20 protein-coding genes and 2 tRNA genes are annotated in these 26,999 nt (G+C 51.5%); 6 read left to right on the forward strand and 16 right to left on the reverse strand.

The annotated features are described in order from the left end of the window. Positions 1-7: 7 nt before the first annotated feature. The 5 genes from clpX to JOD55_RS07780 form a co-directional block, all read right to left on the reverse strand. Entirely contained in the window at positions 8-1,315 is a 1,308-nt protein-coding gene (gene clpX / locus JOD55_RS07760) for an ATP-dependent Clp protease ATP-binding subunit ClpX (protein ID WP_204399450.1), read from the reverse strand. Between the two features lie 307 nt (positions 1,316-1,622). Next, entirely contained in the window at positions 1,623-2,276 is a 654-nt protein-coding gene (locus tag JOD55_RS07765; protein WP_204399757.1) for an ATP-dependent Clp protease proteolytic subunit, read from the reverse strand. A 71-nt stretch (positions 2,277-2,347) separates the two neighbouring features. Continuing rightward, positions 2,348-2,992 (reverse strand): ATP-dependent Clp protease proteolytic subunit, encoded by a 645-nt coding sequence (locus JOD55_RS07770; protein ID WP_338022229.1) that lies wholly within the window; start codon positions 2,990-2,992, stop codon positions 2,348-2,350. 246 nt (positions 2,993-3,238) lie between these two features. Next, positions 3,239-4,783 (reverse strand): trigger factor, encoded by a 1,545-nt coding sequence (tig, locus tag JOD55_RS07775; RefSeq protein WP_204399452.1) that lies wholly within the window; start codon positions 4,781-4,783, stop codon positions 3,239-3,241. Between the two features lie 365 nt (positions 4,784-5,148). Next, positions 5,149-5,222, reverse strand: a tRNA-Pro gene (locus JOD55_RS07780). A 215-nt stretch (positions 5,223-5,437) separates the two neighbouring features. Here JOD55_RS07780 and JOD55_RS07785 point away from each other — a divergent pair. After that, positions 5,438-5,508 (forward strand) — tRNA-Gly (locus JOD55_RS07785). Positions 5,509-5,874: 366 nt separating this feature from the next. Here the strand turns inward: JOD55_RS07785 and JOD55_RS07790 are convergent. The 7 genes from JOD55_RS07790 to rpmF all read right to left on the reverse strand — a co-directional run bounded on the left by JOD55_RS07790 (position 5,875) and on the right by rpmF (position 15,348). Next, positions 5,875-6,786: a metal ABC transporter permease gene (locus JOD55_RS07790; protein ID WP_204399453.1), complete on the reverse strand. Its 912-nt coding sequence runs from the start codon at positions 6,784-6,786 to the stop codon at positions 5,875-5,877. Continuing rightward, positions 6,786-7,721 carry a metal ABC transporter permease gene (locus JOD55_RS07795; RefSeq protein ID WP_338022230.1) on the reverse strand — a complete coding sequence of 312 codons (936 nt, stop codon included), beginning with the start codon at positions 7,719-7,721 and terminating at the stop codon, positions 6,786-6,788. The genes JOD55_RS07790 and JOD55_RS07795 overlap by 1 nt, the downstream gene beginning before the upstream one ends. 6 nt (positions 7,722-7,727) lie before the next feature. Then, complete coding sequence (locus JOD55_RS07800; protein WP_204399454.1) at positions 7,728-8,486, reverse strand: metal ABC transporter ATP-binding protein; 759 nt, start codon at positions 8,484-8,486, stop codon at positions 7,728-7,730. Between the two features lie 72 nt (positions 8,487-8,558). Continuing rightward, positions 8,559-9,524, reverse strand: coding sequence for a metal ABC transporter substrate-binding protein (locus JOD55_RS07805; RefSeq protein ID WP_131281983.1), 966 nt, complete (start codon positions 9,522-9,524; stop codon positions 8,559-8,561). Between the two features lie 252 nt (positions 9,525-9,776). Then, on the reverse strand, positions 9,777-13,241 hold the full coding sequence (locus tag JOD55_RS07810; RefSeq protein WP_204399455.1) for a proline dehydrogenase family protein: 3,465 nt from the start codon (positions 13,239-13,241) through the stop codon (positions 9,777-9,779). Between the two features lie 139 nt (positions 13,242-13,380). Continuing rightward, positions 13,381-14,940: a sodium/proline symporter PutP gene (gene putP, locus JOD55_RS07815; protein WP_204399456.1), complete on the reverse strand. Its 1,560-nt coding sequence runs from the start codon at positions 14,938-14,940 to the stop codon at positions 13,381-13,383. A gap of 246 nt (positions 14,941-15,186) precedes the next feature. Further along, positions 15,187-15,348 carry a 50S ribosomal protein L32 gene (rpmF, locus tag JOD55_RS07820; RefSeq protein WP_124055100.1) on the reverse strand — a complete coding sequence of 54 codons (162 nt, stop codon included), beginning with the start codon at positions 15,346-15,348 and terminating at the stop codon, positions 15,187-15,189. Positions 15,349-15,565: 217 nt separating this feature from the next. Here rpmF and JOD55_RS07825 point away from each other — a divergent pair, with 217 nt between their 5' ends. The 3 genes from JOD55_RS07825 (at position 15,566) to epsC (ending at position 18,158) form a co-directional block, all read left to right on the forward strand. Further along, positions 15,566-16,210, forward strand: a complete 645-nt coding sequence (locus JOD55_RS07825) for a YigZ family protein (protein WP_204399457.1) — start codon at positions 15,566-15,568, stop codon at positions 16,208-16,210. A 436-nt stretch (positions 16,211-16,646) separates the two neighbouring features. Continuing rightward, on the forward strand, positions 16,647-17,579 hold the full coding sequence (cysK, locus tag JOD55_RS07830) for a cysteine synthase A (protein ID WP_204399458.1): 933 nt from the start codon (positions 16,647-16,649) through the stop codon (positions 17,577-17,579). A 9-nt stretch (positions 17,580-17,588) separates the two neighbouring features. Further along, a complete protein-coding gene (gene epsC / locus JOD55_RS07835; protein WP_204399459.1) occupies positions 17,589-18,158 on the forward strand; it encodes a serine O-acetyltransferase EpsC in 570 nt (189 codons plus the stop codon). Between the two features lie 148 nt (positions 18,159-18,306). Here the strand turns inward: epsC and JOD55_RS07840 are convergent, their stop codons facing one another. Next, the gene (locus tag JOD55_RS07840; protein WP_204399460.1) at positions 18,307-18,756 is read right to left on the reverse strand and encodes a ribose-5-phosphate isomerase; all 450 of its coding nucleotides are present in this window, start codon (positions 18,754-18,756) and stop codon (positions 18,307-18,309) included. Between the two features lie 62 nt (positions 18,757-18,818). Between JOD55_RS07840 and JOD55_RS07845 the strand changes: the two genes are divergently transcribed. Then, the gene (locus JOD55_RS07845) at positions 18,819-20,819 is read left to right on the forward strand and encodes a M13 family metallopeptidase (protein ID WP_204399461.1); all 2,001 of its coding nucleotides are present in this window, start codon (positions 18,819-18,821) and stop codon (positions 20,817-20,819) included. 215 nt (positions 20,820-21,034) lie between these two features. Here JOD55_RS07845 and JOD55_RS07850 read toward each other — a convergent pair whose 3' ends face one another. Beyond that, positions 21,035-21,634: a mycothiol-dependent nitroreductase Rv2466c family protein gene (locus JOD55_RS07850; protein ID WP_204399462.1), complete on the reverse strand. Its 600-nt coding sequence runs from the start codon at positions 21,632-21,634 to the stop codon at positions 21,035-21,037. Positions 21,635-21,823: 189 nt separating this feature from the next. On the opposite strand from JOD55_RS07850, the gene pepN reads away from it, so the two are divergent. After that, positions 21,824-24,373 (forward strand): aminopeptidase N, encoded by a 2,550-nt coding sequence (pepN, locus tag JOD55_RS07855; RefSeq protein WP_204399463.1) that lies wholly within the window; start codon positions 21,824-21,826, stop codon positions 24,371-24,373. Positions 24,374-24,573: 200 nt separating this feature from the next. On the opposite strand, the gene JOD55_RS07860 is transcribed toward pepN, so the two are convergent. Beyond that, a complete protein-coding gene (locus tag JOD55_RS07860) occupies positions 24,574-24,837 on the reverse strand; it encodes a hypothetical protein (RefSeq protein ID WP_204399464.1) in 264 nt (87 codons plus the stop codon). A gap of 26 nt (positions 24,838-24,863) precedes the next feature. Continuing rightward, positions 24,864-26,999, reverse strand: a complete 2,136-nt coding sequence (malQ, locus tag JOD55_RS07865; RefSeq protein WP_204399465.1) for a 4-alpha-glucanotransferase — start codon at positions 26,997-26,999, stop codon at positions 24,864-24,866.

Here is a 26,999-nt window from a genome sequence, read left to right on the forward strand (position 1 = left end):
CTTAGCCTCACTTTTTACCAGGATTTTGACCTACTGCTTGCGCGATTTTCCCCGATAATACCAACGTAGGAGCTGCACTACCGTCAACTACGTCACCGGTGATCACAATTTTATCCACATCAGTTCGAGACGGAATTTCAAACATCAGTTCACGCAAAATGTTTTCCAAAATTGACCGCAGGCCGCGTGCACCAGTGCCACGAGAAATAGCCTCTTGTGCGATTTTACGCAGCGCTTCATCGGTCATCTCGAGCTTAACGCCATCTAATTCAAACATCTTTTGATACTGCTTCAGCAAGGCGTTTTTTGGTTCAGTCAAAATACGTACCAGATCGTCCTCAGTAAGTGCCTCCACTGATGCGATAATTGGCAAGCGTCCTACCAGTTCAGGAATCAGACCAAACTTGTGCAAATCGTCAGGCGTGACCTCTTTGAAAACGTCGGCACCGGCGTCGGAATCATGCAACTTAGCACCAAAACCGATACCGCGGCGACCAGCGCGCGTGGAGACAATATCTTCCATGCCCGCGAAAGCACCAGCCAAAATGAAGAGCACATTCGAGGTATCAATCTGCAAGAACTCTTGCTGAGGGTGCTTGCGACCGCCCGTCGGAGGAACAGATGCTACAGTACCCTCGATAATCTTCAAGAGCGCCTGCTGCACGCCCTCGCCCGAAACATCTCTCGTGATTGACGGATTTTCAGATTTACGCGAGATCTTGTCGATCTCATCAATGTAGATAATGCCTTTTTGTGCGCGCGGAATATCATCATCAGCTGCCTGAATGAGCTTGAGCAAGATATTTTCGACGTCCTCGCCCACATAACCAGCTTCGGTGAGAGCAGTAGCATCGGCGATGGCAAAAGGCACATTGAGCATTCTTGCTAAAGACTGTGCAAGATAAGTTTTGCCAGTTCCAGTCGGTCCCATAAGCAAGATATTCGATTTGCCAATTTCAACCGTATCAGCTTCGTCTTTTGCAGATTTCTTCGCTGAATCTGACAGAGTTTCTTGAGCCCGAATCCGCTTGTAATGATTGTAAACCGCCACTGCAAGAGTGCGCTTTGCATCAGACTGACCCACCACATATTCATCGAGGAAATCATATATTTCTTGCGGTTTTGGCAAAGCGGAATCAATGTGTGTAGACGCAGCTTCTTGGCCGAACTCCTCTTCGATGATCTCGTTACAAAGCTCTATGCACTCATTACAAATATAAACACCAGAACCTGTGATGAGTTTGCGCACCTGACGCTGGCTCTTCTGGCAAAAAGAGCACTTCAAAATATCTGCAGCGTCAGCAGTTGGTTTCATTCCTCATCACACCTCTCAAAACGAGCTTCTTCAATCTTATTCCACACTATTAACAGCATATCTTCCACTTCGCCACACCTGAATATCGGGAACACCACTGTGTGAATTGATATGCGATTCGCTCAAAATCTGCACATTGCTCAGCGTAGAAGCTACTCAACGTAGAAGCACTCCCCAGAAGAAAGAACCGAATGAACGAGCCTAACTTCTGGGGAGCACTTGACCGCAGAGTCAAAATAATTCTCCCGATGCCAAAAGAGGTCACCTCAGCGCCGAGAAGTTCACCTACGTGAGAATAGACGCGCGATTAAGCTTGTGTTTTTGGATCAGCTTTACGTGATGTGAGCACTTGATCGACCAAACCGTATTCCTTTGCCTGCTCAGCAGTGAGGATTTTATCGCGAGCGATGTCCTTTTCAATCTGCTCAGCAGAAGTACCAGAATGCTTGGCGAGGGTATCGATCAACCAACGGTTCATACGATCGATCTCATCGGCGACGATTGCGATATCCGATGCTTGACCTTGTACACCCTCCATAGCCGGCTGGTGAATCAAGATGCGCGCATTGGGCAATGCGAGTCGGCGTCCTGGCGAACCAGCGGCCAACAAAATTGCGGCAGCAGAAGCAGCCTGCCCAAGGCATACGGTTTGAATCTGTGGCTTGACGTACTGCATAGTGTCGTAAATCGCTGTAAGTGCAGTGAACGATCCACCCGGAGAGTTGATGTACATGGTAATCGGCGATTCTGGATCAATCGATTCCAAGACCAACAATTGCGCCATAATATCGTCTGCCGAAGCATCATCAACTTGCACGCCTAAGAACACAATACGATCTTCAAAGAGCTTCGCATACGGATCTTGACGCTTGTAACCATAAGGTGTGCGCTCTTCGAAATTTGGAAGAATATAACGATTAGTAGGCATTGCAGGTGCCGTACCAAATGGCACAGGATTCATACCAGCATTTGGCATATTTTGCGCCTGCACGGAGGCATGAGGAAAGAAGTTATTCATGGTTGTAGCCTCCTTTAGTTTGCTTCTTCATTAACTGGAATTGTGCGATCGACGCCGCCTCCGCCAATTACCGAGGACGAATTCGTGATGATGTGATCTGCGAAGCCGTATTCGACCGCTTCGGTTGCGGTAAACCAGTGGTCACGATCTGAATCTTCGAGAATCTGCTCCACAGTCTTGCCCGTATGCTTGGCATTGAGTTCAGAGAGTTCTTGTTTCATCTGCAGAATAAGATCTGCATTAATGCGAATCTCCGTTGCGGTACCGCCAGCTCCACCTAAAGGCTGATGCATCAGCACGCGCGTGTGCGGAGTAATGTAGCGCTTACCCTTAGCGCCAGCTGAGAGCAAGAACTGACCCATCGAAGCAGCAAGTCCCATGCCAACAGTTGCCACATCCGGCTTGATGTATTCCATAGTGTCAAAAATGGCCATGCCAGCAGTCACCGAACCACCTGGCGAGTTAATGTAAAGATAAATATCTTTATCTGGATCTTCCGCAGCGAGTAATAGCAGCTGAGCACAAATCATATTGGCATTCTCATCGCGAACCTGATCGCCGAGCCAAATGATTCGTTCCTTGAGCAAGCGATTATATATTGAGTCTCCAAGGCCAAAACCTTGTTGACCCTCTCCAGCAAGCTGTGGCACGTTGGTCACGTAAACTCCTTCTAAATTCAAAGCACTCTTCGCGGTACGAATAAACGGCGAAGAACGTATTTCCATATACAGGTTAGCCCTTTTTCGGCTGAATTCTTAGTTTCATAGGCAGCTTTCGCTGATGGCGCAGGAAAACGAGCGGGGGCGCGCAGAGACGAAGCGGAGGGAAGAGAAATGGATTTCTCTTCCCTCCGCACAGTCGAAGTCGTTAATTAAGGATTATCGTTGATCCTCAATGAACGATTTTCAGGCTCCAAAATTGATCAGTTCATCTTTGGTAAGCTTCTTGGCTTCAGCTTCGCTGAGTTCACCAGTAGATACGCGGTATGCAATCCAGTCGGCTTTCAATGCGGACTTCGCAGGAGCTTCGCCAGTTGCTTCTACAGAATCGCTTGCTTCCTTGGCTGGCTCAGCAGCTTCTTCAGCTTTTTCAGCCTTCTTTGCAGACGCCTTCTTGGTCACCTTACGGGTCGGCTTCTTGTTAAACTCAGGAGTCTTCTCATTTTCAGGAGCTTCACCCAAAACAGCAGTGACGTCGACGGTCTTGCCCTTGTCGTCCACGACCTTAGCCAACCGCATAGCCGCAATGACTGCCTTATTGCGGGCAAGCTCGCCAGCAAAAGCGTTGAGCTGGTTAGCCTGAGCAGCTGCCTGAATGAACTGGTTCGGATCCATTCCGTACATCTGAGCTTGCTGCAGTAGGAAGTTGAGCAGTTCATCTTGAGCGACGTCTACGCCAAAGCCTTCGGCGTACTCATCAAGCAGCAGCTGCAACTTGAGCTGCTTCTCGATTTCAGCACGAATTTCTTTGCCGTGCTCATCATCTGCATCCTTGCCCTCATTGTGCAGGTGATTTGCTACTTCTTCTTCAATCACAGACTGTGGAAGTGGGAACTGTGCAAGCTTCTCGAGTTCTTCGATGAGCTTCTGCTCTGCACCCATGAGCTGAGCATCTGCCTTCGATTTTGCAGCGGTCTCACGAAGATCAGCCTTAAGCTCATCAATCGTGTCGAATTCCGAAGCCATCTGAGCGAACTCGTCGTCGGCTTCTGGAAGAACCGACTCTTTCACGGAGTGAACGGTCACGGAAACGTTCGCCTCTTCGCCCTCGTGGTCACCACCAGCGAGCTTAGCGGTAAATTCGACGACGTCGCCCGCCTTAGCACCCGTCAGAGCCTTATCTTGTCCCTCGAGCATGTTGCCGTCACCAATGCGGTAAGAAACGCCAGCGACGTCGTCCACCTCTTCGTCACCAATCTTGGCAACTAGATCGATATTGACGTAATCGCCTTTCTTGGCCTTGCGGTTCACATCAGTGAGGGTGGCAAAACGCTCCTGCAGATCTACGAGAGCTGCAGCTACGTCGTCGTCGCTAACTTCAGTGGACGGAACTTCAACGGTGATGTCCGCTGGATTTGGAAGCGAAATCTCAGGACGAATATCAACTTCAACCGTAAACTTAAGTTCGGTCTTATCGCCATTTCCAGACATTTCCGGAACTTCATTGATAGCAACTTCTGGACGTGACATCGGACGCACATCAGCTTCCACGACTGCCTGCTGGTAGTAAGCGTCGAGGTTGTCGTTGATGGCCTGCTCGATAATGTAGCCCTTGCCAATATTAGCTTCGAGAACGCGGCGTGGCGCCTTACCTGGGCGGAAACCAGGAATATTTACCTGCTTAGCGAGGGACTTCGCCGCCTTCTCATAGGCTGGCTTGAACTCTTCAGCTGAAACTGCGACGTCCAACTGAACGCGGGTCTCGCTGAGGTACTCGACGGAATTCTTCACAGAGATTACTCCACTCATAAGATCTAGAGGGCGGTTCCCCACCCAGTTTTTCTCACCTACCTGCGGATTCATATGAGATACATACGAAGCGAGCCTAGGGCGGTGACGTTTCCAAGGCGCTGTTCGGCTCGAAACAAACGAATCGCCGCACCAGCTCATATGACGAAGTCAAAACTGAGACGAAGATTAGCTGTATCGAGGAGTACACGCATACTGTTCCATAATAAAACAGAATCGGCGGTTTAGACCTAATTATCCTCCATGAGAGTAAACACAAGTTTCGACAATCTACGATCGCATGATGCGAGCGGGGAAAAGAAAAACCCGAGAAATCTTTTTCTTTGATTTCTCGGGCTTTCGCACCGTCGGGGTAGCGGGATTTGAACCCACGGCCTTCCGCTCCCAAAGCGGACGCGCTACCAAACTGCGCCATACCCCGTGCTCAATAAATATTAGACAATGAATTTTGTTTTGACCAATCACATGCAATTGTGTGACATAAACATCACCTCGACCACCACCTCACCAGCGAATGTGAGAGCCACGTGAACACGGCAATCAAGCGAGGACAGAGTGTGACCCACCCGTCACTGCCAGCAATTTTCGTTACGTGCATTTTCTTGCTAAACTCTTACAGTCGGCTCAGCTGGCAACGCGAGTGTAGCTTAATGGTAAAGCCTCTGCCTTCCAAGCAGATGACGCGGGTTCGATTCCCGTCACTCGCTCGAATTTTATGCAGCCAAGTTTTCTTGGCTGCATTTTTTGTGCTGCCATGGGGTGGGAATCGAACCCGCATGAAAGCGGGGCCCCCGCGTTTTATCAGAGCGGGCGTCCTGAGTTTTTATCAGAGCGGGCGCCCCGCGAGTCCTTTTTGGTGCGCTTTTTGCAACTAGTCGATATATATCGAGATGTTGCCAAAAGCGCACCAAAACTCGCATATTTTGCCGTTTATGATCACTCCCCAAAAAACGAATCGCGCCACACATCCCAATCCTCAATGCGCGGCGCGATTCTCTCGCATAGAGCCCTTCCCTTTTCTCTATACGAATTCTCTACACAAATCCTTGCTGACCTCAGCGATTACACAAGCATTAAACGGCTACATACGCACCGTCCGTCAGTGATTCGCGGCGGCGTCGCCGGTATTCGCTGCGCCGGCGCTGACGCCACACAATACGCATCGCGAAAAAGACCAGCAAAAACGTAACACCTTCAACAGTTGCCATCATCGCTGATGTCGCTAGATCAAACTGATATGAAATCCCAAATCCCACCACAGCCACAATGATGGAAATCAGCACAGTCATTGCCATCATCGAAGTCATTTTGCGAGTTAAAAGCCGCGCTGTAGCAGCTGGAACGATCAGCAACGCCACAACCAAAACCGCCCCTGCCACCTTAAACGCAGCAGTGATAGTAATAGACACAACGAACATCAGTGCATAATTAACCGCCCGCACCGGATAACCGTGCAGCTTGGCCAGCTGCGGATCAAAGGTCGTGACGATCAAAGCGCGCCACAATATCACAAAACACAATGCGTCAAATATCAACACTCCCAGCATGACCCAAAAGTGCACCGGCCCAAAATCGACGTCGCCAATCACAAGATGCGTTATCGATGCAATATTTAAATCGCCTTCCAAAACCGCATCTTCATGCAGGTGAATCTTCGAAAATACAGTCGAAAGCATCACCACGCCCAGCGAGAACAGCGCCGGGAAGAACACGCCGATCGTCGCGTCAGCATTGACGAGGCCAGTGAGACGCAAGGCTTCAGAAGCAAATACGATGATCATTCCCATGAACGCTGCGCCTATAATGAGTCCCGGCGAATCGATTGAGCCAATGATCCACGCTGCCAAGACGATCCCTGGCAGCATGCCGTGGCTCATAGCGTCTGCAAACATCGACTGTTTGCGCACCACCAAAAACACCCCAGCAACGGCGCACGTAATCGAGGTAATTATCGCCAGCATCAGTACCGAAATTGCCACACTCATCAGTGCGCTCCGATCTCTTGCGCGATTCGCCGCTGTAGTTCACGACGACGCCGCACCCGCCGTATTTTTTGCATCACCAAGGATCGTCGTGGCGAGCATACGAGTGAAAATAGCAGTGTAAATGTAAGTATCAGCACGATCACAGGCCCGGTGGGCACTGAACCAAGCGAGACTGATAGCCAGGTGCCGAGCACCGAGGATAGACCTCCTACTAGTCCTGCAATAATCGCCATTGGCAAGAGCCGATTAGCCCATTGACGAGCTGCAGCGGGCGGAATAATCGCAAAGGCCACCATCAGGATTAGACCCACTGCTTTCACTCCAAGCACAACAGCTACTACTGTAGGACCAAGCAATAATGGCGTGAGAAATTTGGGCGAAAATCCTTGCACACTCACGAATTGCGGATCGAAACAAAATGCGGAGAATTCTTTTCTGAACAGGACGACGATCACCAAACACATCGCACCCAAAACGGCAATCGTTAATACATCAGAAATCGTCAACGACGTCGCCGATCCAAGCAAAGCCGAGGAAATCCCTCCTTTACCAGGGAAGCTCCCGTGAATGATAACTCGTAGCAGCACGAGGCCTCCTCCGTAGAAGAGGGCGAGCATAACAGCCATCGTGGTGTCGTCGCCAAGAGGCGTCGTGCGCGCAATCCAATCAGAGAGCAACACTGCCACAAGAGCAGCTAAAACGGATCCAATCACGAGCACAATCAAAGAGCGTCCATCAACGCCAAATACCGCCGATGCCACGATGAACGCGCCCATCACACCGAGGGTGGAGGCATGACCAATCACGTCTGATAGCAAAGACTGGCGTCTTACGTACAGAAAACAACCGAGCACCCCGCATACCAGCCCAATCATGAATGTGCCGATCGAGATGATTCGATAAGAGTGAGTAGAAAGAAAAGCGATCAAATCCACGAGCAGTTACCTCACCGGCGTCTTCGGCTGCATCAACAGCGGCACTTCGATGTGGTGAGCAACGCCGTAAGTTTTTTCGACCATATGTGGGTGGAACACATCGTGGATCGGACCAGCAGCAGTTACACATTTATTGAGTAACAGCACCCAGGAGCAAAAATTCGCTAACGTGGACAGATCGTGGTGCACAAGCACGATGGTTTTTCCTTTCGCGCGCAAATCAATGAGCGCCTTGACTATTGCCTTTTCCGAGGCAGCATCCACTCCGGCAAACGGTTCGTCCATCAAGATCAAATCAGGATCTGCCACAAGCGTGCGCGCTAAAAATGTGCGCTGTTTTTGCCCGCCAGATAATTGTCCGATTTGCCGTTCAGCTAGATGAGATATACCTACTTGTTCAAGCGTTCGCCATACGGCATCTTTTTGTTCGGAGCGCGGGCGTCGCAGCCATCCGAGGGAGCCATAGGTTCCCATCATCACGACGTCGTAAACGGTAGCAGGAAAATCCCAGTCCACGTCGGACTGCTGCGGCATATATCCTATGCGTTTACGCACGTGGCGAAGTTGTTTCCCGAAAAACGCTGCTTCGCCCGCAAGTGTGGGAACCAAATCGAGCATAGCTCGCATGAGTGTCGATTTTCCTGCTCCATTAGGGCCAACTATCCCCATAATTTCTCCTGCAGGAAGCTCAAAGCTCACCCGATCAAGCACTAACTCTTCTCGGTAAGCAACACACATATCAGTCACGCTCAATACCGGTGTCATCACACTTTCCTCCAAATAAAACGGCATATGCTACGGAACGTCATGCAGACGTATCTCTTCTATGCACTGCTCTTACTTGTTTCCTAGTCCCTTGGCAATCGCCTCAGTGTTGTGTTTTAGCACGCCAAGGTAGGTGTTTACTGGTTCTTTGTCTCCCAAGGAATCAGCGAAGAGTTCTTCGTCAGATATCTTGACGTCCCATCCTTTTGACTTCACATTTTCTTGAAGTGATTTAACTGCCTGTGGATTTTGGAGATTATCTACAAAGATCGTCTTGATTTTCTTGGTGGCGATCATTTGGGCGAGATCGTTGAGTTCACTTGCAGATTTTTCAGCTTCGGACGTCACGAAATCTGTTGCGAAAATCTGGAGGTTATAACGTTTGCCAAGGTAGTTGAAGGCATCGTGACCCGTCACGAGATTTCGCTGATCGGCCGGAATACTCGATAGAACTTTTTTCGCTTGAGCGTCAGCTTCATCGATCTTCTTATTGTAGGACTTGGCATTTTGTAGGTATTGATCGGCATTCTTTGGATCGAGTTTACCTAGATGCTTGGCGACTTCTTCTACTACGAGCTGCCAGTTTTCTGGTGAGTTCCAGATGTGTGGATCGTGCAGCTCATGACCCGCGTCGTCTTTTTCGGGCCATGGAAGCAGTTTGTCTTTGGGCAATTGATCACCGACGGCGATCTGCTTCTTTCCCATTCCTTGTAGCTGTTTCGTCATCAGCGCTTCCAGGTGGAGTCCATTCCAGACGACGGCGTCGGCCGCGTTGAGCTCTTCAATGTCTTTGGTGCTGGGCTGGTAGGTATGAGGGTCACCTCCTGGCTTGACCATGGTGTACACCTTGGCTCCCGGTGCGATATTACTAACGGCGTCTGCCAAATATCCGGTGGTGGCAAATACCCGCAAGGAGCTTTCTTTAGCACCGGAATTCATGGAATCTTTAGATTTTTCACCTGTTGAACACGCACTCACTGCAAGTGCCATAAGCGATGCTGTAATCAATGCGAGGGAACGCTTAAATTTGCGGCGCATAGATATCCTTCCGATAGTATGAGAACAGTAGTCAAGAAAAACTACTTAGGTTAGCCTATCCTTACTGACGGCTTTAGAGAATGACTTTTATCCTATTCGTCCACTTAGTGCCCTATTGCACACTATCACTTTTGGAAATAACTATCGCTACGAAGAGGTACTGTGGCCAGTTGGTGCATCAATGCGAGTGTGGGTGGGAAAAGTATTCCCACCCACACTCGCATTCGATCAACTCATCTTCTCAGCACTTGCTCAGATAATAACCTCATCGCTCAATCGCGTTGGATTGCCAAAGCGGTGATTCGTAAAGGAAACCGCCTGCTCTTGCACAAATGGAATGAGTTCCACTCGCGCATTGAGCGTTACCGGACCACTCCACACGGCCACATCAGCAACCGACTCTGCCGGAAGCTCCGCCATCAATGCCGAGGCATCGCCGCCAATCAGACGAATTCGCGCATCAAAACCAGCGTGTTTCGCCCAGGCCGCTACCGAAGCCCGGAAATCGGCGTCGCTCTCCAAGCGCAACGACACACCGTGAGCCGTGAGGAAAGACTGAACCTGCTCAGGTAGATCAGTAGGCGCCGAAACGTCAAGCTTAGCTCCTACGGCCAATGCGGCACCCGCAAGCGCCGCGAGTTGCCAGTGCGCCTCTCCCTCGCTCAACCGGATAGTCACCGCCGCAGGGCGATAACGGAGCACATTGCGCTCCACTCCCAGATCAGATGGATCATGACCAACCCCGAACTCACGGCCAATTTCCACATCGGCAGAGTGCAGTAAGGTGCTCAAGAAAACTTGATCTTCGCCATTCCCTAGTTCGTTGGCTTTGACAAGCACCGGCATACTCAAGGTTCCCTCGGGCACATTCGCCACACTTTCATCGCGCTTGAAGCTACCAAGCCCAAAGAGATAGGACGGCCCACCAGCTTTAGTACCAGCACCAACCGCGGAACGCTTCCATCCTCCGAACGGCTGACGGCGCACAATCGCACCTGTAATACCGCGGTTCACATAAGCATTACCTGCTTTAACGTTCTCCAACCAGTAATTAATCTCATCAGGATCGAGCGAATGGATACCAGCGGTGAGGCCAAAATCGGTGGCATTTTGAAGTTCGATTGCTTCCTCAAGCGTCTGGGCAGTCATAATGCCCAAAATCGGACCGAAGTACTCCGTGAGATGGTACTCAGAACCAGGCTTAACCCCAGCCCGCACACCCGGACTCCACAACTTGCCCGAATCGTCAAGCTGCTGAGGTTTGATTGCCCAGCTCTCCCCCTCACCAAGCGTAGTCAATCCACGCAGCAATTTACCTGCAGCTGGCATAACAAGTGGACCCATCTGCGTTTCAAGATCCCACGGCCAGCCCACGCGCAAAGACTTCACGCCATCAAGCAACTGCCTGCGGAAACGCTCGGATCGAGCCACAGACCCAACCAAAATAACCGTCGAACAAGCTGAACACTTCTGCCCCGCGTGTCCGAATGCCGAGGTAATCACGTCCTTGACCGCAAGATCAAGATCAGCATGTGGAGTGACGATAATCGAATCTTTACCCGAAGTTTCGGCAAGTAGACCCAGGTCAGGACGCCAAGACTTGAACAACTTTGCCGTGTCGATGGAGCCTGTCAAGATCACCCGATCAACCAGCGGATGAGTAATAAGCTCCTTGCCCAGCTCACGCTCAGAAAGATCCACAAACTTGAGCAGTTCGCGCGGCACGCCTGCGTCCCACATAATCTGAGCCAATACTGCGCCCGTACGCGCTGCTTCCGAAGACGGCTTAAATACCACGCCAGATCCTGCCGCAAGTGCAGCTAGCACTCCGCCTGCCGGGATCGCCATCGGGAAGTTCCACGGCGGAGTTACGACGACGACGCGTGACGGCTCGTAAATCGCTCCAGGTAGGTTATCCAACAGTTTAGCCTGCTCAGCATAGTAATGGGCGAAATCCACTGCCTCAGAAACTTCTACGTCACCTTGATCGAGCGCTTTTCCAGCTTCTGATCCAGCAACTTCGATGAGCTCAGCACGGCGCTTAGCCAGCTCGATACCCACTCGATGAATGACTTCAGCGCGTTCAGCCCCAGATTTAGCTGCCCATGCAGCGCCTGCTTCCGCCGCTTCGCCCACAATTTTGTTGAGAGCCTCAACGTCGTCAACACGCGCATCCTTCAGTACTTTGGCACCGAGCGTGGAATCCTTCATACGACCAGCAATTTCGCGTGCCCACTTCTGGTTGGCAGGCAAGGACGGATCCGAGTCTGGGGTGTTTTGGAACGTCCACTCCCCGTTTTCATCAACGAGGTAAGAACGCAGCACGTCTTCGCTCTCAGCAGTGCGATCCTGTAGACGACGCGGCCCAACGGCGTCGGAAAATGCGTGCGAAAGCGCCGCATTGAAACGTCCCCGCTCGCGCGCAAGCAAACTTTCGTCGTCGGCAATCTCGAAGATAGACGACATAAAGTTCGCAGGCAAAGCGTTCTCTTCGAGACGTCGCACCAGGTAGGCAATTGCAACGTCGTACTCTTCAGGGTTCACGACCGGAACGTAGTAGAGCAAATGCCCCACATCTTTCGTCATCGCCGCAGCTTGCGGAGCCGCCATACCCGAAAGCATCTCAAACTCCACATCGTTACCATTCAAAATACCGCGGTCTTTGGCGAGTTCAAACGCGAAAGCAGCAGTGAAAAGGTTCATTCCTGCCACGCCAATATTGACGTTCTTAATATGCTCTGGACGCAGCGCATACTCGAGAACACGGATATAGTTCGCATCTGTGTGCTCTTTGCTCGGCTGTGTCACCAGCTCCCAGCCGTGCACCGCCGCAGCCACACGTTCCATCGAGAGGTTAGCACCCTTGACCACACGCACCTTGATCGGAGCGCCGCCATTGGCAACGCGAGCCGCTGCCCATTTTTGCAGGTCTTCCATTGCTGGTAGGGCATCGGGCAAATAGGCTTGAAGCACGATTCCGGCGCGCAGTTCGTGGAATTCCGGACGCTCAAGAATTCGTTTGAACACATCGATCGTCATATGAAGGTCGTGGTATTCTTCCATATCCAAATTCACGAATTTCTTTGGCGAGTACGAATTTGCCCGCGTATAGAGAGGAAGTAGCGCATCGACGGCGTTCTCAACTGCTTCCTCATATGCCCACGGATTATGAGGGCCAATGACCGCCGAAACCTTCATCGAGACGTAATCAACGTCGTCGCGCTCGAGAAGCTTGATCGTGTCTTCCATGCGTTTAGCTGCTTCTTTATTGCCAAGCACAGCTTCACCCAAGAGGTTCATGTTCAGACGCGCACCTTTTGCTTTGAGTCGCGCGATAGAATCCGTGAGCCCTTTTCCTTTGGCGTCAAGTACGAGGTCGCCCACGAGCTGCTGAAATACTTTCGTTGCAGCAGGTACGACGACGCCGGGGAACATTGGCGCCACCACGCCACCGAGTTTCAACGGGGCGCGCAGGTAGCTTGGCAAGAAGCTAGGCCCCTGTGAAGCTAATTTCGCAATCGTTTGAGCTGCAACTTTCTTATCTTCAGGGCGAATAACACCGTCGACGAACTCGACTGTGAAGTCTAGTCCCTTGGGGTCTTGGAGCGTCTTTGCAAGGAGTAGTGCAGCGCGATCGTTGGGGTAATTTTTGGAATCTGCCAGCCAATGCTGAGCACGCGTTTCAGCGCGGCGACCAATTTCTTCAAAGTTCATCATGAAATACCTTTTCACTGAGAATGCACTAGCAACAGTGCGCTTTTGTTGTGATTTAATGAAAATATTGCTTTACGCGCCAAATACCCCGTCCTACCCTTTCGGACAAAACGGGGCATTTGCGATCGACGCAAAAGACAAGTTAACGAATAACCTGTCCATCTGGATTGAACTTCAGCGCTTCATAGGCTGAACCGGCGCCGTATTCGGCGTCTATCTCAGCACCAGTAGCACGCGAAAGCCTAACTGCGGCGGTGAACTCAGCATCAATCTCAGGATTGAATTTGTACGTAAGCAAAGACACCGCATACGCCACAAGTGTTGCAAATAGGAATCCGGGCAGAATCTCATACAGACCGAAAATCTTGAATGCACCCCAGATACCTACAGTCACAGCTCCGGTTACCATTCCAGCTAAAGCACCTTGCCATGTGAGCTTACGCCAGTACAGAGCCAAGACGACGATCGGGCCAAACGCCGCGCCGAACCCAGCCCAAGCAAAAGCGACCAAGTTAAGAATCGAATCCGTCTTATACCAGGCAAAAACAGCAGCTAGAACCGATACAGCCAAAACAGTCAGTCGGCTGATAGTCAAGCCATAAGAAGCATCAGCCTTACGATTGCCCTTGGCATTGAAGATGTCCTCCACAACCGCCGAAGACGTCACCAAAAGCTGTGAGGAAATGGTCGACATGATTGCGGCGAGAATAGCTGCGAGCATAAATCCAGCAATAATCGACGGGAACATGCTCTGACCAGCAATAATAAAGACAGATTCTGCCTTTTCTTTCCCAACTTTAAAAAGGCCAACATTATGTGCGGCGATTCCAACCATGGCCGTGCCACCAGCACCGATAACTGAGAGCAACATCCAGCCGATTCCAATTCGGCGAGCTTGCTTCGCTTCAGATGGACTGCGTAGAGCCATGAAGCGAACGATGATATGCGGCTGCCCAAAGTATCCCAAGCCCCAGGCCAGAGCCGAGATTACGCCGATTACAGTCGCGCCTCCAAAAGGCGATACGAAATGCGGATTTTCGGCCATGATCCCATCAGCGAGATTTCCGAAGCCACCAAGCGCAATAACACCTGCAATCGGAACAGCAACGAGAGCGGCCAGCATCATCAGACCCTGCACCATATCGGTCCACGAAACAGCCAAGAAGCCGCCAACGAGTGTGTAGAGAACTACCACTCCAGCCACCAAAGTCATGCCAAGGTGGTAATCCATACCAAAGGCAGACTCAAAGAATACGCCGCCAGCAACCATGCCAGACGAGACGTAGAACGTAAAGAACACGAAGATAATAAGTCCTGCCACAATCCGGACAGAACGGCTTGAATCGCGCAAACGATTACCAAGGAATGAGGGAACCGTAATCGAATTGCCTGCCACTTGAGTGTAGGAACGTAGCCGCGGTGCTACGACTTTCCAGTTTACCCAAGCTCCCACAGTAAGACCGACGGCAATCCATGCTTCAACAAGACCACTGATATACAGCGCGCCTGGTAGACCCATCAGCAGCCATCCAGACATATCCGAAGCTCCTGCGGATAGAGCTGCAACCGTTGGGTTAAGATCACGCCCACCGAGCATATAATCGTCCACATTTTTTGTGCGGGTATATGCCCAAATTCCAATGATGACCATCGCTACGAAGTAGATAATCATCGCTATTGCTTGACCAGTTACTTGATCCAAAGCAAACTCCTCTCCGAGTGCGGCACAAACAAATGCCATTTCTCGGAACAATAGTACGTATAGGCCCTTAGTCACAAGCGATTTGGAAAAATATCTCATATTGAGATAGATCTAATGAGCTTCAGCTTATATGCTAAACATCTATTTATTGGCTCAAAGTAGCCAAAAACGGGAATCCCCTTATGCGTTAGATAAAAATCTGGCTCCGCACAATGCGGAGCCAGAAAAGTTTACGAAAAAGTTCGCTCAGTCGAGCAGACCCTTCTGTGCAGCCTTAGCCAAACGGCGTGGGATTCGCACCTCGCGACCACCAAAGCGAACAGTCTGAAGCTCAGTAAGCTCAGCTTTCCACTGGGAGCGGCGAGAGCGGGTGTTGCTGCGAGACATCTTGCGCTTTGGAACTGCCATTCCAACCGCTCCTTCCTAACTTAGCGGGTTCATATCAAACCCGGTACAGACTTGAGGCTCAATAAAATTTACTTGAGCAGACAAACGTCTACTTTAGCTCAGTTTGCATACAATAATCTAGTTCGCAGCCTGACTTTGTGCTGAGGAACACCACACATTTTCTCAAGTGAACCACCATCACTCTCCCGCAACTCACAATAACTGTCATAATAGTGCTATGTCCGCACTGCGTCTGGCCTCTTACACACCACTGACCAACGAAATCGAAATTAAGAAATCGCGGTTTTACACTTTTGCCCAACGAGTCGATTGCGTTGACGATGCCAGAGCCTTTGTTACGCACATCAAAGACCGCTTTCCCGATGCACGTCACCACTGCAGCGCCTTTGCCGTCTCTGTTCACGGCGCACACGACGTCTTAAATTCTTCCGACGACGGCGAACCTTCCGGTACCGCTGGACGCCCAATGCTCGATGTGCTCACCGGATTTGGCCTCACCGATACCGCGGTAGTGGTCGTTCGTTATTTTGGCGGAATACTCCTAGGCACTGGCGGCCTGGTTCGCGCTTACTCAGATTCAGTGCGCGAGTGCTTAAGCGGCGCAGAAGTCGTGACGCAAATGCAAATGGAGTGTTTCGACGTCACACTCTCCCATGCTACCGCCGGGAAAACAGAAGCTGAGCTGCGCGCTCGCGGCTACGACGTCGTCGGAATCGACTACCACAACGCAAATGTGACATTGCGTATCGCCACCACAACCGTAGACGATTTCTTCCGAGACCTTGCCGAGATCAGCTCCGGAAGCGCAACCGCACAAGGCGCTGGAGTCGTGATATGCGAGCAGTTTTCGCGGCGCTTGTGAAAGTTTCACCTCCCCAGAATATTAAATATTCAACAATATTTAGCCCTCGGCAGACACTGCTACGCTCTATTGGAAGTTTGGGAGTATATTGAAAAAGTAGTTGTCGGATTTTCAATTGTGAACGGGCTTGCCCTAAAACGGTTTTCCCGAGCGGCAACGCATTTGGAATGTATTTGGTCACGCGCAAAATGCGTCGTGGCCGCTGGGTTGGTAGCCCAGCATTGGCTGATTACCTCACAAGGCGAAAGGGGCGAACGATGCAGACTATCCCTCGTATCCTGCCTTTGCCGTGCCACGCCTGTTTTTGTACCTGTCGCTAGAGCGCCAGGCTTTAGTTGTGCACCTCATTTGCATGCCTGTCGCTCGCTCTTTGTACTGGCACGCTTGTGCCTTAGCTCTTTTTCGAAATATATGTAACAGTAGAAAGCTCTTTTCAATGACTATTTTTAATTCAATGACCGAACTGACCGGCAAAACCCCACTCGTGCGAATCAACCGCCTAGCGTCGCACACACAGGCGCGCGTGCTTGCCAAGCTCGAATTCTACAATCCCGCCAACTCCGTCAAAGACCGGATTGGAGTAGCAATCGTTGAGGCCGCCGAGAAATCCGGTGCGCTCAAACCAGGCGGAACGATAGTTGAAGCCACCTCAGGCAATACGGGAATTGCCCTGGCCTGGGTGGGAGCTGCGCGCGGATACAAGGTGATCCTCACGATGCCGGCGTCGATGTCGCAAGAGCGCAGAGCATTGCTGCGCGGTTATGGCGCCGAACTCGTGCTTACCGAACCCGCCAAAGGTATGCAGGGCGCAGTTGAGCGCGCCCAGGAAATTGTGGCTGAAAATCCGCAAGCTATCCTTGCCTCTCAGTTCGCCAATAGTGCCAATCCGCTCATTCATGAGCGCACAACTGGCCCGGAGATTTGGAGTGACACGGACGGAGACGTTGATATCTTCGTGGCTGGTGTAGGAACTGGTGGCACGCTCACCGGAACCGGGCATTACTTACGTGAGCAAAATCCAAACGTGAAGATAATTGCCGTTGAGCCAAGCGATTCTCCCCTGCTTTCCGAAGGTCACGCAGGACCTCACAAGATTCAGGGAATTGGGGCCAATTTCGTGCCTGAGGTGCTGGATCGGTCTGTGTACGACGACGTCATAGCAGTCAGTTTCGACGACGCGCTCAACACTGCTCGCCGGGCAGCACACGAAGAAGGAATTCTAGCCGGTTTCTCTGGCGGCGCCGCGCTGTGGGCAGCTATCCAGTTAGCCCAGCTCCCAGAGAACGCAAACAAAACTATCGTGACGGTCATTCCAGATTTTGGAGAGCGCTATGTGTCTACAGCTCTTTTCGCAGGTCTTGCAGAATAGGCAAATGTGATGCATATCAGTTTCAAAGATCAATTAATTGAAGATCTCCAAGCGGCAGTGAATCACGATCCTGCAGCTCGAAGCACCCTTGAGGTGGCGCTCGTCTACCCCGGCGTGCATGCACTGTGGGTGCACCGCCTAGCCCATCTCATGTGGAAAAAGAGCCTGTTGCTTCGATTACCTGCTCGTTTGCTTTCGCAGATTGCACGGGCAGTAACCGGAATTGAGATTCATCCTGCGGCTAAACTTGGCAGACGCCTGTTTATCGACCACGGGATGGGTGTGGTGATCGGCGAGACTGCTGAAGTTGGTGAGGACGTCACGATTTTTCATGGCACCACACTGGGTGGCACATCCATGAAAAAAGGCAAACGACACCCCACAGTTGGCAATCGCGTCACTATCGGATCGGGAGCGAAAGTTCTTGGCCCGATCACAGTGGGAGACGACGTTCAGATCGGTGCGAATGCCGTAGTGGTTAAGGATGTTCCTGCTGGCATGGTAGCTGTGGGCATACCAGCTCAAAACCGAACTGCTTCGAAGCACGAACTCAATATCGATCCAGCAATTTATATCTGAGAAGCTGATGTGAAAAGAATAAACGAATATACGTCTGGGCCAGTTGCAATGTACTAGCCCAGACGCATATTTATTATCGGTTTACTTCGATTACGTGATCGCTCACCTGATGTTCGGCTTCGCGCCAACCACTTGCATAAGTTGCTGATCAACGCTGATTTTCAAAGTCGGCAATCATGTCTATCCGGGATTGATGGCGCGATTCGACGTCGTAGCCAGTATTGAGGAAAATCTCGACGAGCCGAGTTGCTTCTTCAATCGTGTGCTGACGCGCACCCAGAGAAATCACATTTGCGTTATTGTGCTCACGAGCTAACTGAGCTGTGGATTCATTCCACGCAAGCGCGGCACGCACTCCTGGAACTTTGTTAGCTGCAATCTGTTCGCCATTACCAGATCCGCCGATGACGATACCGAGGGAACCGGCGTCGTCTACAACAGCTTGAGCGCACTCAAAACAAACTGGTGGATAGGCATCAAGCTTGTCATAGACATGGTATCCGTGGTCGATCACCTCATGCCCGAGGGCGCCAAGATGCTCAACTAAATGATTTTTCAGTTCAAAACCTGCATGGTCGGTTGCTATATGTACTCGCATGCTCTCAGCATAACTAAGAAAAGGGGGAAGATTCGAATGAATCTACCCGCTACAATCTAAATATGACTCAAATTGATACCGTAACCAGCGAAGTTATAGCTTCGCTGCAGAAAAATATTCGCCCGCAAGACGATCTATACCGCCACGTCAACGGCGCTTGGCTGGACTCTACCGAGATCCCTGCCGATCAGCCATCAACTGGCACATTCATTAACCTGCAAAATATTTCTGAGGCACGAGTGAAAGCCATCATTGAAGATTTTGCACAAAATGCAAAAGATGACGACGCGCGGAAAATCGCCGACCTATACAACTCGTTTATGGATGAAGCCCGCATCGAAGGCCTCGGCGCAGGCCCGTTACTCGAAGATCTTGAGCTTATTTCGAGTGCCGAAAATAAGGCCGAGCTTGCGGTTGCTGCTGCGCAACTGGGCGTGAGCGGCGTCGATATGCCATTTGGAATCACCGTCGACGCTGATCGAAATAACCCTTCAGAATATATCGCGTGGATTTTCCAATCTGGAATCGGGCTTCCAGACGAATCTTTCTATCGCTCACCCGAATACGCTGAGCTACTCAACGCGTATAAGGAATTTGTGCCAACCCTCTACTCTCTTGCTTTAGAACAAGACGCTGAGCAGGCAAAACAGGCAGCCGAGCACATTGTGGAGATTGAAACGAAAATAGCGTCATCTCATTTCACCGCTGTTGAAGCTCGTGACGCAGAAAAAACCAATAACATCATGAGCCGCGAGGAGTTTATTGCTTCGGCTCCTGGTTTTGATTGGAGCGCGGTATTTGACGTGCTTGGTTTAACTGAGCAGCAAGCACCCAAGCTGCTGATATACACTCCGCGCGCGTTAACTGGTTTCGCACAGATGTGGAACGACGCCGATCTGGAGGACTTGCGCGAGTACTTACGTTGGCTTGTGATCCGTGCGCGCGCTCCATACCTATCGGACGCGATCGTGCAGGCCAATTTTAGCTTCTATGGCCTTATTCTCAGTGGCCAAGAAGAAATCCGCGAGCGCTGGAAGCGCGGTGTGCGAGTTGTGGACTCCGTGCTTGGTGAGGCCGTTGGTAAAGAATTCGTGGCTCGTCATTTCCCGCCGGAGTACAAGGCACAGATGGAGCAGCTAGTTGACGATCTCCTCGCCGCATATCGCGAATCCATTACGGATTTGGACTGGATGACCGAGGAAACGAAAGAAAAAGCCTTGGCTAAGCTTTCCACATTCGTAACCAAGATTGGCTACCCGAATAAGTGGCGCGATTATTCAAAACTCGTTATCACTGCTGATGATCTTGTGGGCAATATGCGCAATGCTGCACAGTTCTTGCACTGGCATGAACTTGGCAAACTTGGCACTCCAGTTGACCGCGAAGAATGGCATATGAATCCGCAGACCGTCAATGCCTATTACAATCCGGTGGCGAACGAAATCGTGTTCCCAGCTGCTATTTTGCAACCACCGTTCTTCAATCCAGAAGCTGACTCAGCTTGGAACTACGGTGGAATTGGCGCCGTGATCGGTCACGAAATCGGGCACGGTTTTGACGATCAGGGTTCGAAGTACGACGGCGAAGGCAAACTTAACAATTGGTGGACTGAACGCGATCGCGAAGAGTTTGAAAAGCGTACGAAGGCGCTGGTTGATCAATACGAAGCCTATGTTCCAGCTCAGTTCGCGCCAGATTCGCCATTCCATGTGCAAGGTGAATTGACGCTCGGTGAGAATATTGGCGATCTTGGCGGACTGAGTATTGCACTCAAGGCCTACAATATTGCAATGAAACGCGCAGGATACGCTTCCTCAGCTCAGGCGCCACAAATCGAGGGCTACAACGGCATCCAACGCGTATTGCTGGCGTTTGCGCGAATCTGGCAAGATAAGCGCCGCGATGAAGCGATGGTTCAGAGTGTGGCCACTGATCCTCACTCCCCTGCAGAGTTCCGCTGCAATGGAGTGATTAAGAATGTGGACGCTTTCGCTGAACAGTTCGATGTTCGCGAAGGTGATGCTCTCTATCTTGCACCTGAGGATCGAGTTCGAATCTGGTAATTCTTTCGATTCTGTGCTTTTAAGCGTGGTGGGGTGGTGCTGTCGCAAGTGTACAGCACCACCCCACCACGCAATCACGGAGATTCTCGTTATTAGCTACGCTTAAGTTCTCAATATTAGCCACTCTTGAGCTGCCAAAATGCAAACTTATGCGCAAATATGCGAACGATGCATGCCCATATGCCAGCTCAAGCGCACATGCTTCAACGCGTAAACTAGCTAAAATCAGGGCCCGAGGTTCTCGTGCGCTTCAACTCGAAGAAACCTGGGATTCGAGCTAAGGCGAGTGTTCCGTCCCAGAGCTGGACGGCGTCGTCGCCATGAGGTGCAGGAGAAAGAACTGGGCCAAAGAACGCGACGTCTCCTACCGCGATAATCGGCACGCCGACGTCTTGTCCCACCAGGGCAATTGCCCGATCTGTTGATTCGTCTCCGTGCGTATCGAATTCGCCTTGCTTAGCACGTTCAACGATGCCCGATTCCAAACCGCACTCGGCGAGGGCTTCGAGAATAGTCGCCTCATTTTTCGGTGCGCCAGAATTGAAAAACTTCTGGCCAAGAGCTGTATAGAATTCACCGAGCTGATGCGGGAATAGGTGATGAACTCCTGCGCTAACCTGTGCAGCAAGTTTCACTTCTGCTAGATGTTGCCGGTATTCGGCCGAAATATCTTTGCCCTCGTTGAGGTGCCAGAGCCGGAATGGGTTCCAAACGACGTCCAGATTGCGCAGTTGTGAAACCTCCACGAGCCATCGCGATGTAATCCACGTCCATGGGCAGGCAGGATCAAACCAGAATTCTACGCGTTCAGCCATATTTCCTCGATTCTTGTGTCTGTGTTGGCGAGCAGCTCGGGTGGGACGCTGAGCGACTGCCGAGAAACGATCGCCGATGTTGACTTTAGTATCGCACAAGCACCCAGCAATACTCGCTTTAACTTCGTCGAATAACGCCAGTGAGCTAATCTTAAGAGTGAAATGTGATCCAGTAACGAGAGGAACCCCGTGCCCGGAGAGAATCTAACCCGCGTCGAAGCAGCTGAGCGTGCCGAACTAATTCAGACTCATTCCTATCGAGTTGAGCTCAATCTAACCGAAAGTGATACTTTCACCTCCCGATCCACGATCAACTTTAGCGCCACCGCTGGATGCTCAACCTTTGTTGATCTCATCGCTGAATCGGTTGAGAGTATCACATTGAACGGCGTGGATGTGCCTGTGGAATATTATGCAGATTCACGCATTGCGCTGGCTGATCTCGCCGAAGAAAATGAACTCGTCATCGCTGCTACCTGCAAATACTCTCATACTGGTGAGGGCTTGCATCGTGCAATTGACCCTGCTGATGGCCAGGCATATCTCTATTCCCAGTTCGAGGTGCCTGATTCACGCCGCATGTTCGCAGTTTTTGAGCAGCCGGATTTGAAAGCTAATTTCACGTTCGTCGTCACTGCACCTGAGCAGTGGAACGTGTTCTCAGTATCTCCAACGCCGGCACCTCAATCGAACGGTGATGGCACAGCTACGTGGGAATTTACCCCAACCGAGACAATTTCGTCCTACCTGACCTGTATCGTTGCTGGCCCATACAAGGGCGTGGAGGGTCAATACACGTCAGTCGATGGACGCACAATCCCTATGGGCGTTTACGTGCGCGAATCCTTGTTTGAATACCTCGATGGTGAAGAAATTATCGACATCACCAAAGCGGGTATGCCATTCTTCGAAGAAGCATTCGCACAGCCGTACCCGTTCCGTAAATACGATCAAATCTTCGTGCCTGAATACAATGCAGGTGCCATGGAACACCCAGGCTGCGTCACTATCTTGGACGATTATGTATTTCGTTCCCGCCCCTCGGAAGCGATTGTGGAGCGCCGCGCGATCACGGTATTGCACGAGCTGGCACACATGTGGTTCGGCGATCTCGTCACCATGAAGTGGTGGGATGATCTGTGGCTCAATGAATCTTTTGCTGAGTACATGAGTCATGTGGCGACGGCGCAGACCACCCGCTGGACAGACGCTTGGGTCACCTTCAATTCCTCTGAAAAATCCTGGGCGCAGGCTCAAGACCAGCTCCCCTCGACGCATCCTATCGCCGCCGATATTCGCGATCTTGAAGATGTGATGGTCAACTTTGACGGAATCACTTACGGCAAGGGCGCATCGGTATTCCAGCAGCTCGTCGCATACGTTGGCTGGGATGGTTTTATCACCGGTGTTCAGAAATACCTCGCCAAGAAGGCGTGGGGAAATGCCACGCTCAACGATTTGCTCGTAGAACTTGAGGCTGCGTCCGGCCGCGATCTACACGAATGGTCCCGACTCTGGCTCGAAGAATCAGGTATCAATATTCTCAAACCAGAAATTGTGGACGACGGCGGTAAGCTCGTTTCGTTCTCAATCCGACAAGAATCCGATGGCAGGTCCTCGCTACGTCCCCACCGAATTTGCGTGGGAGGATACAACATTGTTGACGGACGTTACCAGAAGGTTGCGCACGCTGAACTAGACATCGCTGGTGAACTCACTGAGGTTAAGGAATTTGCAGGCATTGAGCGCCCTGAACTAATCCTTATCAACGACGGCGATTTCGCGTATGCCAAGGTTCGGCTTGATGAAGTATCGCTACGAAATGCTGTGCAGAACATCGATTTGTTCACCGACCGCCTCACCCGCACGCTCGTGCTTTTCTCAGCGTGGGATATGTGCCGCGACGGCGAAATGCCCGCCACTGACTTCGCTCGCCTGATCTTGACGGCTTTGGAAACCGAAGATCACGGCACTGTGCTGCGCACTATTCTCAATCAGCTCGCCACCGCCACAAATCTGTATTCTGCTCCTGATTCTCGTACTGAACTCCAGCTTGAGGTGGCAACGCATTTGGCGGAGATCGCCGCCGCCACTGAGCCTGGTTCAGATCGACAGCTGCAGATCACAACGTCTGCAGTGGCCTTGGCACACACAGATGCTCAGCTTGACGCTATCGCTGGCTGGCTAGACGGCGTAGATGTTCCATCAGGTCTGGTGATGGACAACGCCATGCGTTGGGCTGTCATCCAGCGTCTCGCCGCTGCGGGTCGCGTGTCGGAAGACGACGTCGAACGCGAGCGTACCGAACGTGACAACACGGCGTCGGGAGCAGTTGCTGCAGCTCGAGCTCGCGCAGCTATCGCTGATCCAGCAGCTAAGCTGCGCGCATGGAACGATCTCACTGGTGGTGAGGTGCCTAATTCCGTCCAACGCGGATTGGCATTGGGCTTCTCAGGTGGAGATGGGGCGCTCCTCGTTCCTTTCGTAGAGAAATACTTCGCTAGTGTTGAGCAGCAGTGGGCAGAGCGCACTAAGGAGATCGCATCAAATATGATCTCTTATTCGTTCCCGACCAAGCTCGCTGGACGCACCGATCTCGGCATCGACATCATCGAGTACGGCACCATTTGGCTTGAGGAGCACAAGAGCTCGGCTCCGGCAATGCTGCGACTCGTATCCGAAGCACTCGATGGTGCTCGGCGTGCACGCAATGCCCAAGAATGTGATGCTCAGCGTTAAGACCGCTTTGCTCGAAATATTTGAGCTTCGTTTTCAATACGCTGGCCTGAAATAGTGTGGGGTCGATTCTGCTACGAGAATCGACCCCACGAGCTTATGTCGCTATCAATAATTCTCCATACTTGCACATCTGAGCGCTCCCAACAGGCAAAACTCGAGGGAACGTCACATAAACAGGCTTGTGTTAAACGAGGAAAGAATTAATCGTCAGGCTCAGTGTTGACGATCAGCGCCAATTCTTGCAGCAATACTTGTGCTTGCGCACCAACAATGAGTTGAACTTTGTTTTTCTGCACCACAAGGCTGAGTGTCATGGCCCGCAAGCGCACAGTGTCGAGCACTGTAGTATCGTGAACCCAAACTTCGATCCGGCTGATTGCGCCATCAACTTTCACGAGGTTATCTATCCCTCCGCACGCGCCAATAATGCCGCGAGCAGTCACTTCCTCATGCGTTTGTGCCATCACCGTCACCTATACGTCGCCTCATTTTAGTGCCCAAGATTATTCTTAAAGCTCTGCACTAAGGAAATCAAGCGTGGATTGGTCGATAGCTCCTCCACAAGCACGACTTTTTCAGTTCCATCAGCGAGTGGAATTTTCCAGTTTGGATACTCGCGATCCGTGCCAGGTTGGTTCTGAGCGCGACGCTCCCCTACGGCGTCGGTCAAAGAAATACCTAGCAAAACGGCAGGAGTTTGCGCAATATAACCGTGCAAGGCTTCGACTATTTCACGCTCAGATCCATCGACATTAAGCAGTTGGTAGTCCTGGAGCAGATTGAGCACTTGGGCGCGTTCGCGGCGCGCTTCTTGACGCGTTAGCTCCTCAGATTCTTCCAAAAGCCCCAAACGCGCACGCAAATCTACATGTTCTTCTGCCAAATAGCCCGCTGCTGGAGGTAAATCATGAGTATTGACGGTCACAAGCACATCGCGACGGTAGTCACTAGCCTGCTTTGGATAACCGTCGTCTTGCTTTTCAAACCAGAAAACAGACGTGCCCAAAATACCGCGTTCTGTGAGGTAATCGCGCACCCACGGCTCGACTGTGCCAAGGTCTTCGCCAATAATAATGGCCCCGCTGCGATATGCTTCAAGCAGCAAAATGCCCACCATTGCTTCATGATCGAACTGCACATAGGTGCCATCTACTGGCGAGTTTCCCGCAGGTATCCACCACAGACGGAAAAGACCCATTATGTGGTCGATACGCAAAGCCCCAGCATGACGCAGCACCGTTCGGATCATGTCTCGCAGCGGGGCATATTCCATCGCTTCGAGCTCGGTAGGTTGCCACGGTGGCTGATGCCAGTTTTGCCCCTGCTGATTGTACATATCAGGCGGGGCGCCAACACCCACATTTTTTGCAAATGCGTGCGGGATGGTCCAAGTATCTGCACCCATGGGGTGTACGCCCACTGCTAAATCATGACAGATGCCATATTCCATGCCAGCGGACTTCGCTGTGAATTGGGCAGCGCGAAGCTGCTCATCCATGATCCACTGCAGCCAAGCCCAAAAGTCTACGCGTTCACTCAATCGCAAGCGCTCCTGCGCCACAAAAGGTGAAGAAATATCGCGCAGCCGCTCGGGAATCACTCCGTCGTAGGCTTCGTTAATGGCACACCAGAGCGCAAAATTCTCAAGCCCTTCACCCTCGAGCTGGCGAAAACGTTCAAAGGAACGCTGGCGAGCTTCAGAACGTTCTACCTGGAAAATCACTTCTAAAGCTTCGCGCTTGGCCTCCCACACCTTATTTCGATCGATAAGCTCATTTTCAAGCGAAGATTTTTTGATCTCTTCCCCAGCCCAGGTGATGAGTGATCGCTGCGGCGCGCTCATATAAGCGACTTCCGCAATATTTTCGGGTCGAATGTAGATCGGATTGAAAAAACGCCTTGTAGCTGGCAGATAAGGCGAAGGAGACATATCTCCGACGACTTCAGCGGCATGCAACGGGTTAATCAGCAAAAAATCCGCACCCAGATCACCGAAAGTGGAGCTCATTTCAGCAAGATCATCAAGGTCACCAATACCCCATGAACGCCGTGAACGCACGGAATAGAGCTGCGCCATCATGCCCCAGGAACGCCCCCACGCTCGCTTGCCGTCCGGCAAACGATTAGGCGTAACTATCAAACTCGCTTCATATTCTGATGCTTCCCCGCCGCCAGACTCCACGAAAGCCAATAGTCTGTGGTAGCCAAGTTGAGTTCCCTCTGGCACATAAAATGTGGCTTGACCAGTGAGGACGCCGTTGATTTCCCGTGGTGGCGTGAAGTCCTCCCCTTGATTGAGAGCGAGACGACCGCCGTCTTCCAGCGCCAACTCTAAGCGCACCTGAGAACCGTGCGGAATATGGACGTGAATCGGTGTGCTTCGATCATTCCTCACTACGCTACATGCAGGCAAAACGGTGTACCACTCTCGGTTCCGACGCCGCTCGAGTTCCGTTTCGATAGTGGTATCGCCAAGATTGTGAACTCCCATAGATTCCAACACTGCAATGAGGGTGTGGTCCGCAACGTGGCGCAAGTTACCGTCGTATCCCCAAAACTCGGTAGCAACGCCGTAGGCATGTGCCAGCTGAACCAATAATTCACGGTTATGAATGAATGAAACCAT

This window comes from Arcanobacterium pluranimalium (assembly GCF_016907845.1).
GTDB classification, from domain to species: domain Bacteria; phylum Actinomycetota; class Actinomycetes; order Actinomycetales; family Actinomycetaceae; genus Arcanobacterium_A; species Arcanobacterium_A pluranimalium.

Bases quoted from the DNA above. Each gene is read 5' to 3' on its own strand.
- rpmF (WP_124055100.1), bottom strand. From the start codon at position 15,348: ATGGCAGTTCCAAAGCGCAAGATGTCTCGCAGCAACACCCGCTCTCGC.
- epsC (WP_204399459.1), top strand. From the start codon at position 17,589: ATGCATATCAGTTTCAAAGATCAATTAATTGAAGATCTCCAAGCGGCA.
- JOD55_RS07850 (WP_204399462.1), bottom strand. From the start codon at position 21,634: ATGGCTGAACGCGTAGAATTCTGGTTTGATCCTGCCTGCCCATGGACG.
- JOD55_RS07840 (WP_204399460.1), bottom strand. From the start codon at position 18,756: ATGCGAGTACATATAGCAACCGACCATGCAGGTTTTGAACTGAAAAAT.
- JOD55_RS07790 (WP_204399453.1), bottom strand. From the start codon at position 6,786: ATGAGTGTGGCAATTTCGGTACTGATGCTGGCGATAATTACCTCGATT.
- JOD55_RS07810 (WP_204399455.1), bottom strand. From the start codon at position 13,241: ATGATGAACTTTGAAGAAATTGGTCGCCGCGCTGAAACGCGTGCTCAG.
- JOD55_RS07860 (WP_204399464.1), bottom strand. From the start codon at position 24,837: ATGGCACAAACGCATGAGGAAGTGACTGCTCGCGGCATTATTGGCGCG.
- JOD55_RS07800 (WP_204399454.1), bottom strand. From the start codon at position 8,486: ATGACACCGGTATTGAGCGTGACTGATATGTGTGTTGCTTACCGAGAA.
- JOD55_RS07845 (WP_204399461.1), top strand. From the start codon at position 18,819: ATGACTCAAATTGATACCGTAACCAGCGAAGTTATAGCTTCGCTGCAG.
- JOD55_RS07765 (WP_204399757.1), bottom strand. From the start codon at position 2,276: ATGAATCCTGTGCCATTTGGTACGGCACCTGCAATGCCTACTAATCGT.
- JOD55_RS07825 (WP_204399457.1), top strand. From the start codon at position 15,566: ATGTCCGCACTGCGTCTGGCCTCTTACACACCACTGACCAACGAAATC.
- clpX (WP_204399450.1), bottom strand. From the start codon at position 1,315: ATGAAACCAACTGCTGACGCTGCAGATATTTTGAAGTGCTCTTTTTGC.
- cysK (WP_204399458.1), top strand. From the start codon at position 16,647: ATGACTATTTTTAATTCAATGACCGAACTGACCGGCAAAACCCCACTC.
- JOD55_RS07805 (WP_131281983.1), bottom strand. From the start codon at position 9,524: ATGCGCCGCAAATTTAAGCGTTCCCTCGCATTGATTACAGCATCGCTT.
- malQ (WP_204399465.1), bottom strand. From the start codon at position 26,999: ATGGTTTCATTCATTCATAACCGTGAATTATTGGTTCAGCTGGCACAT.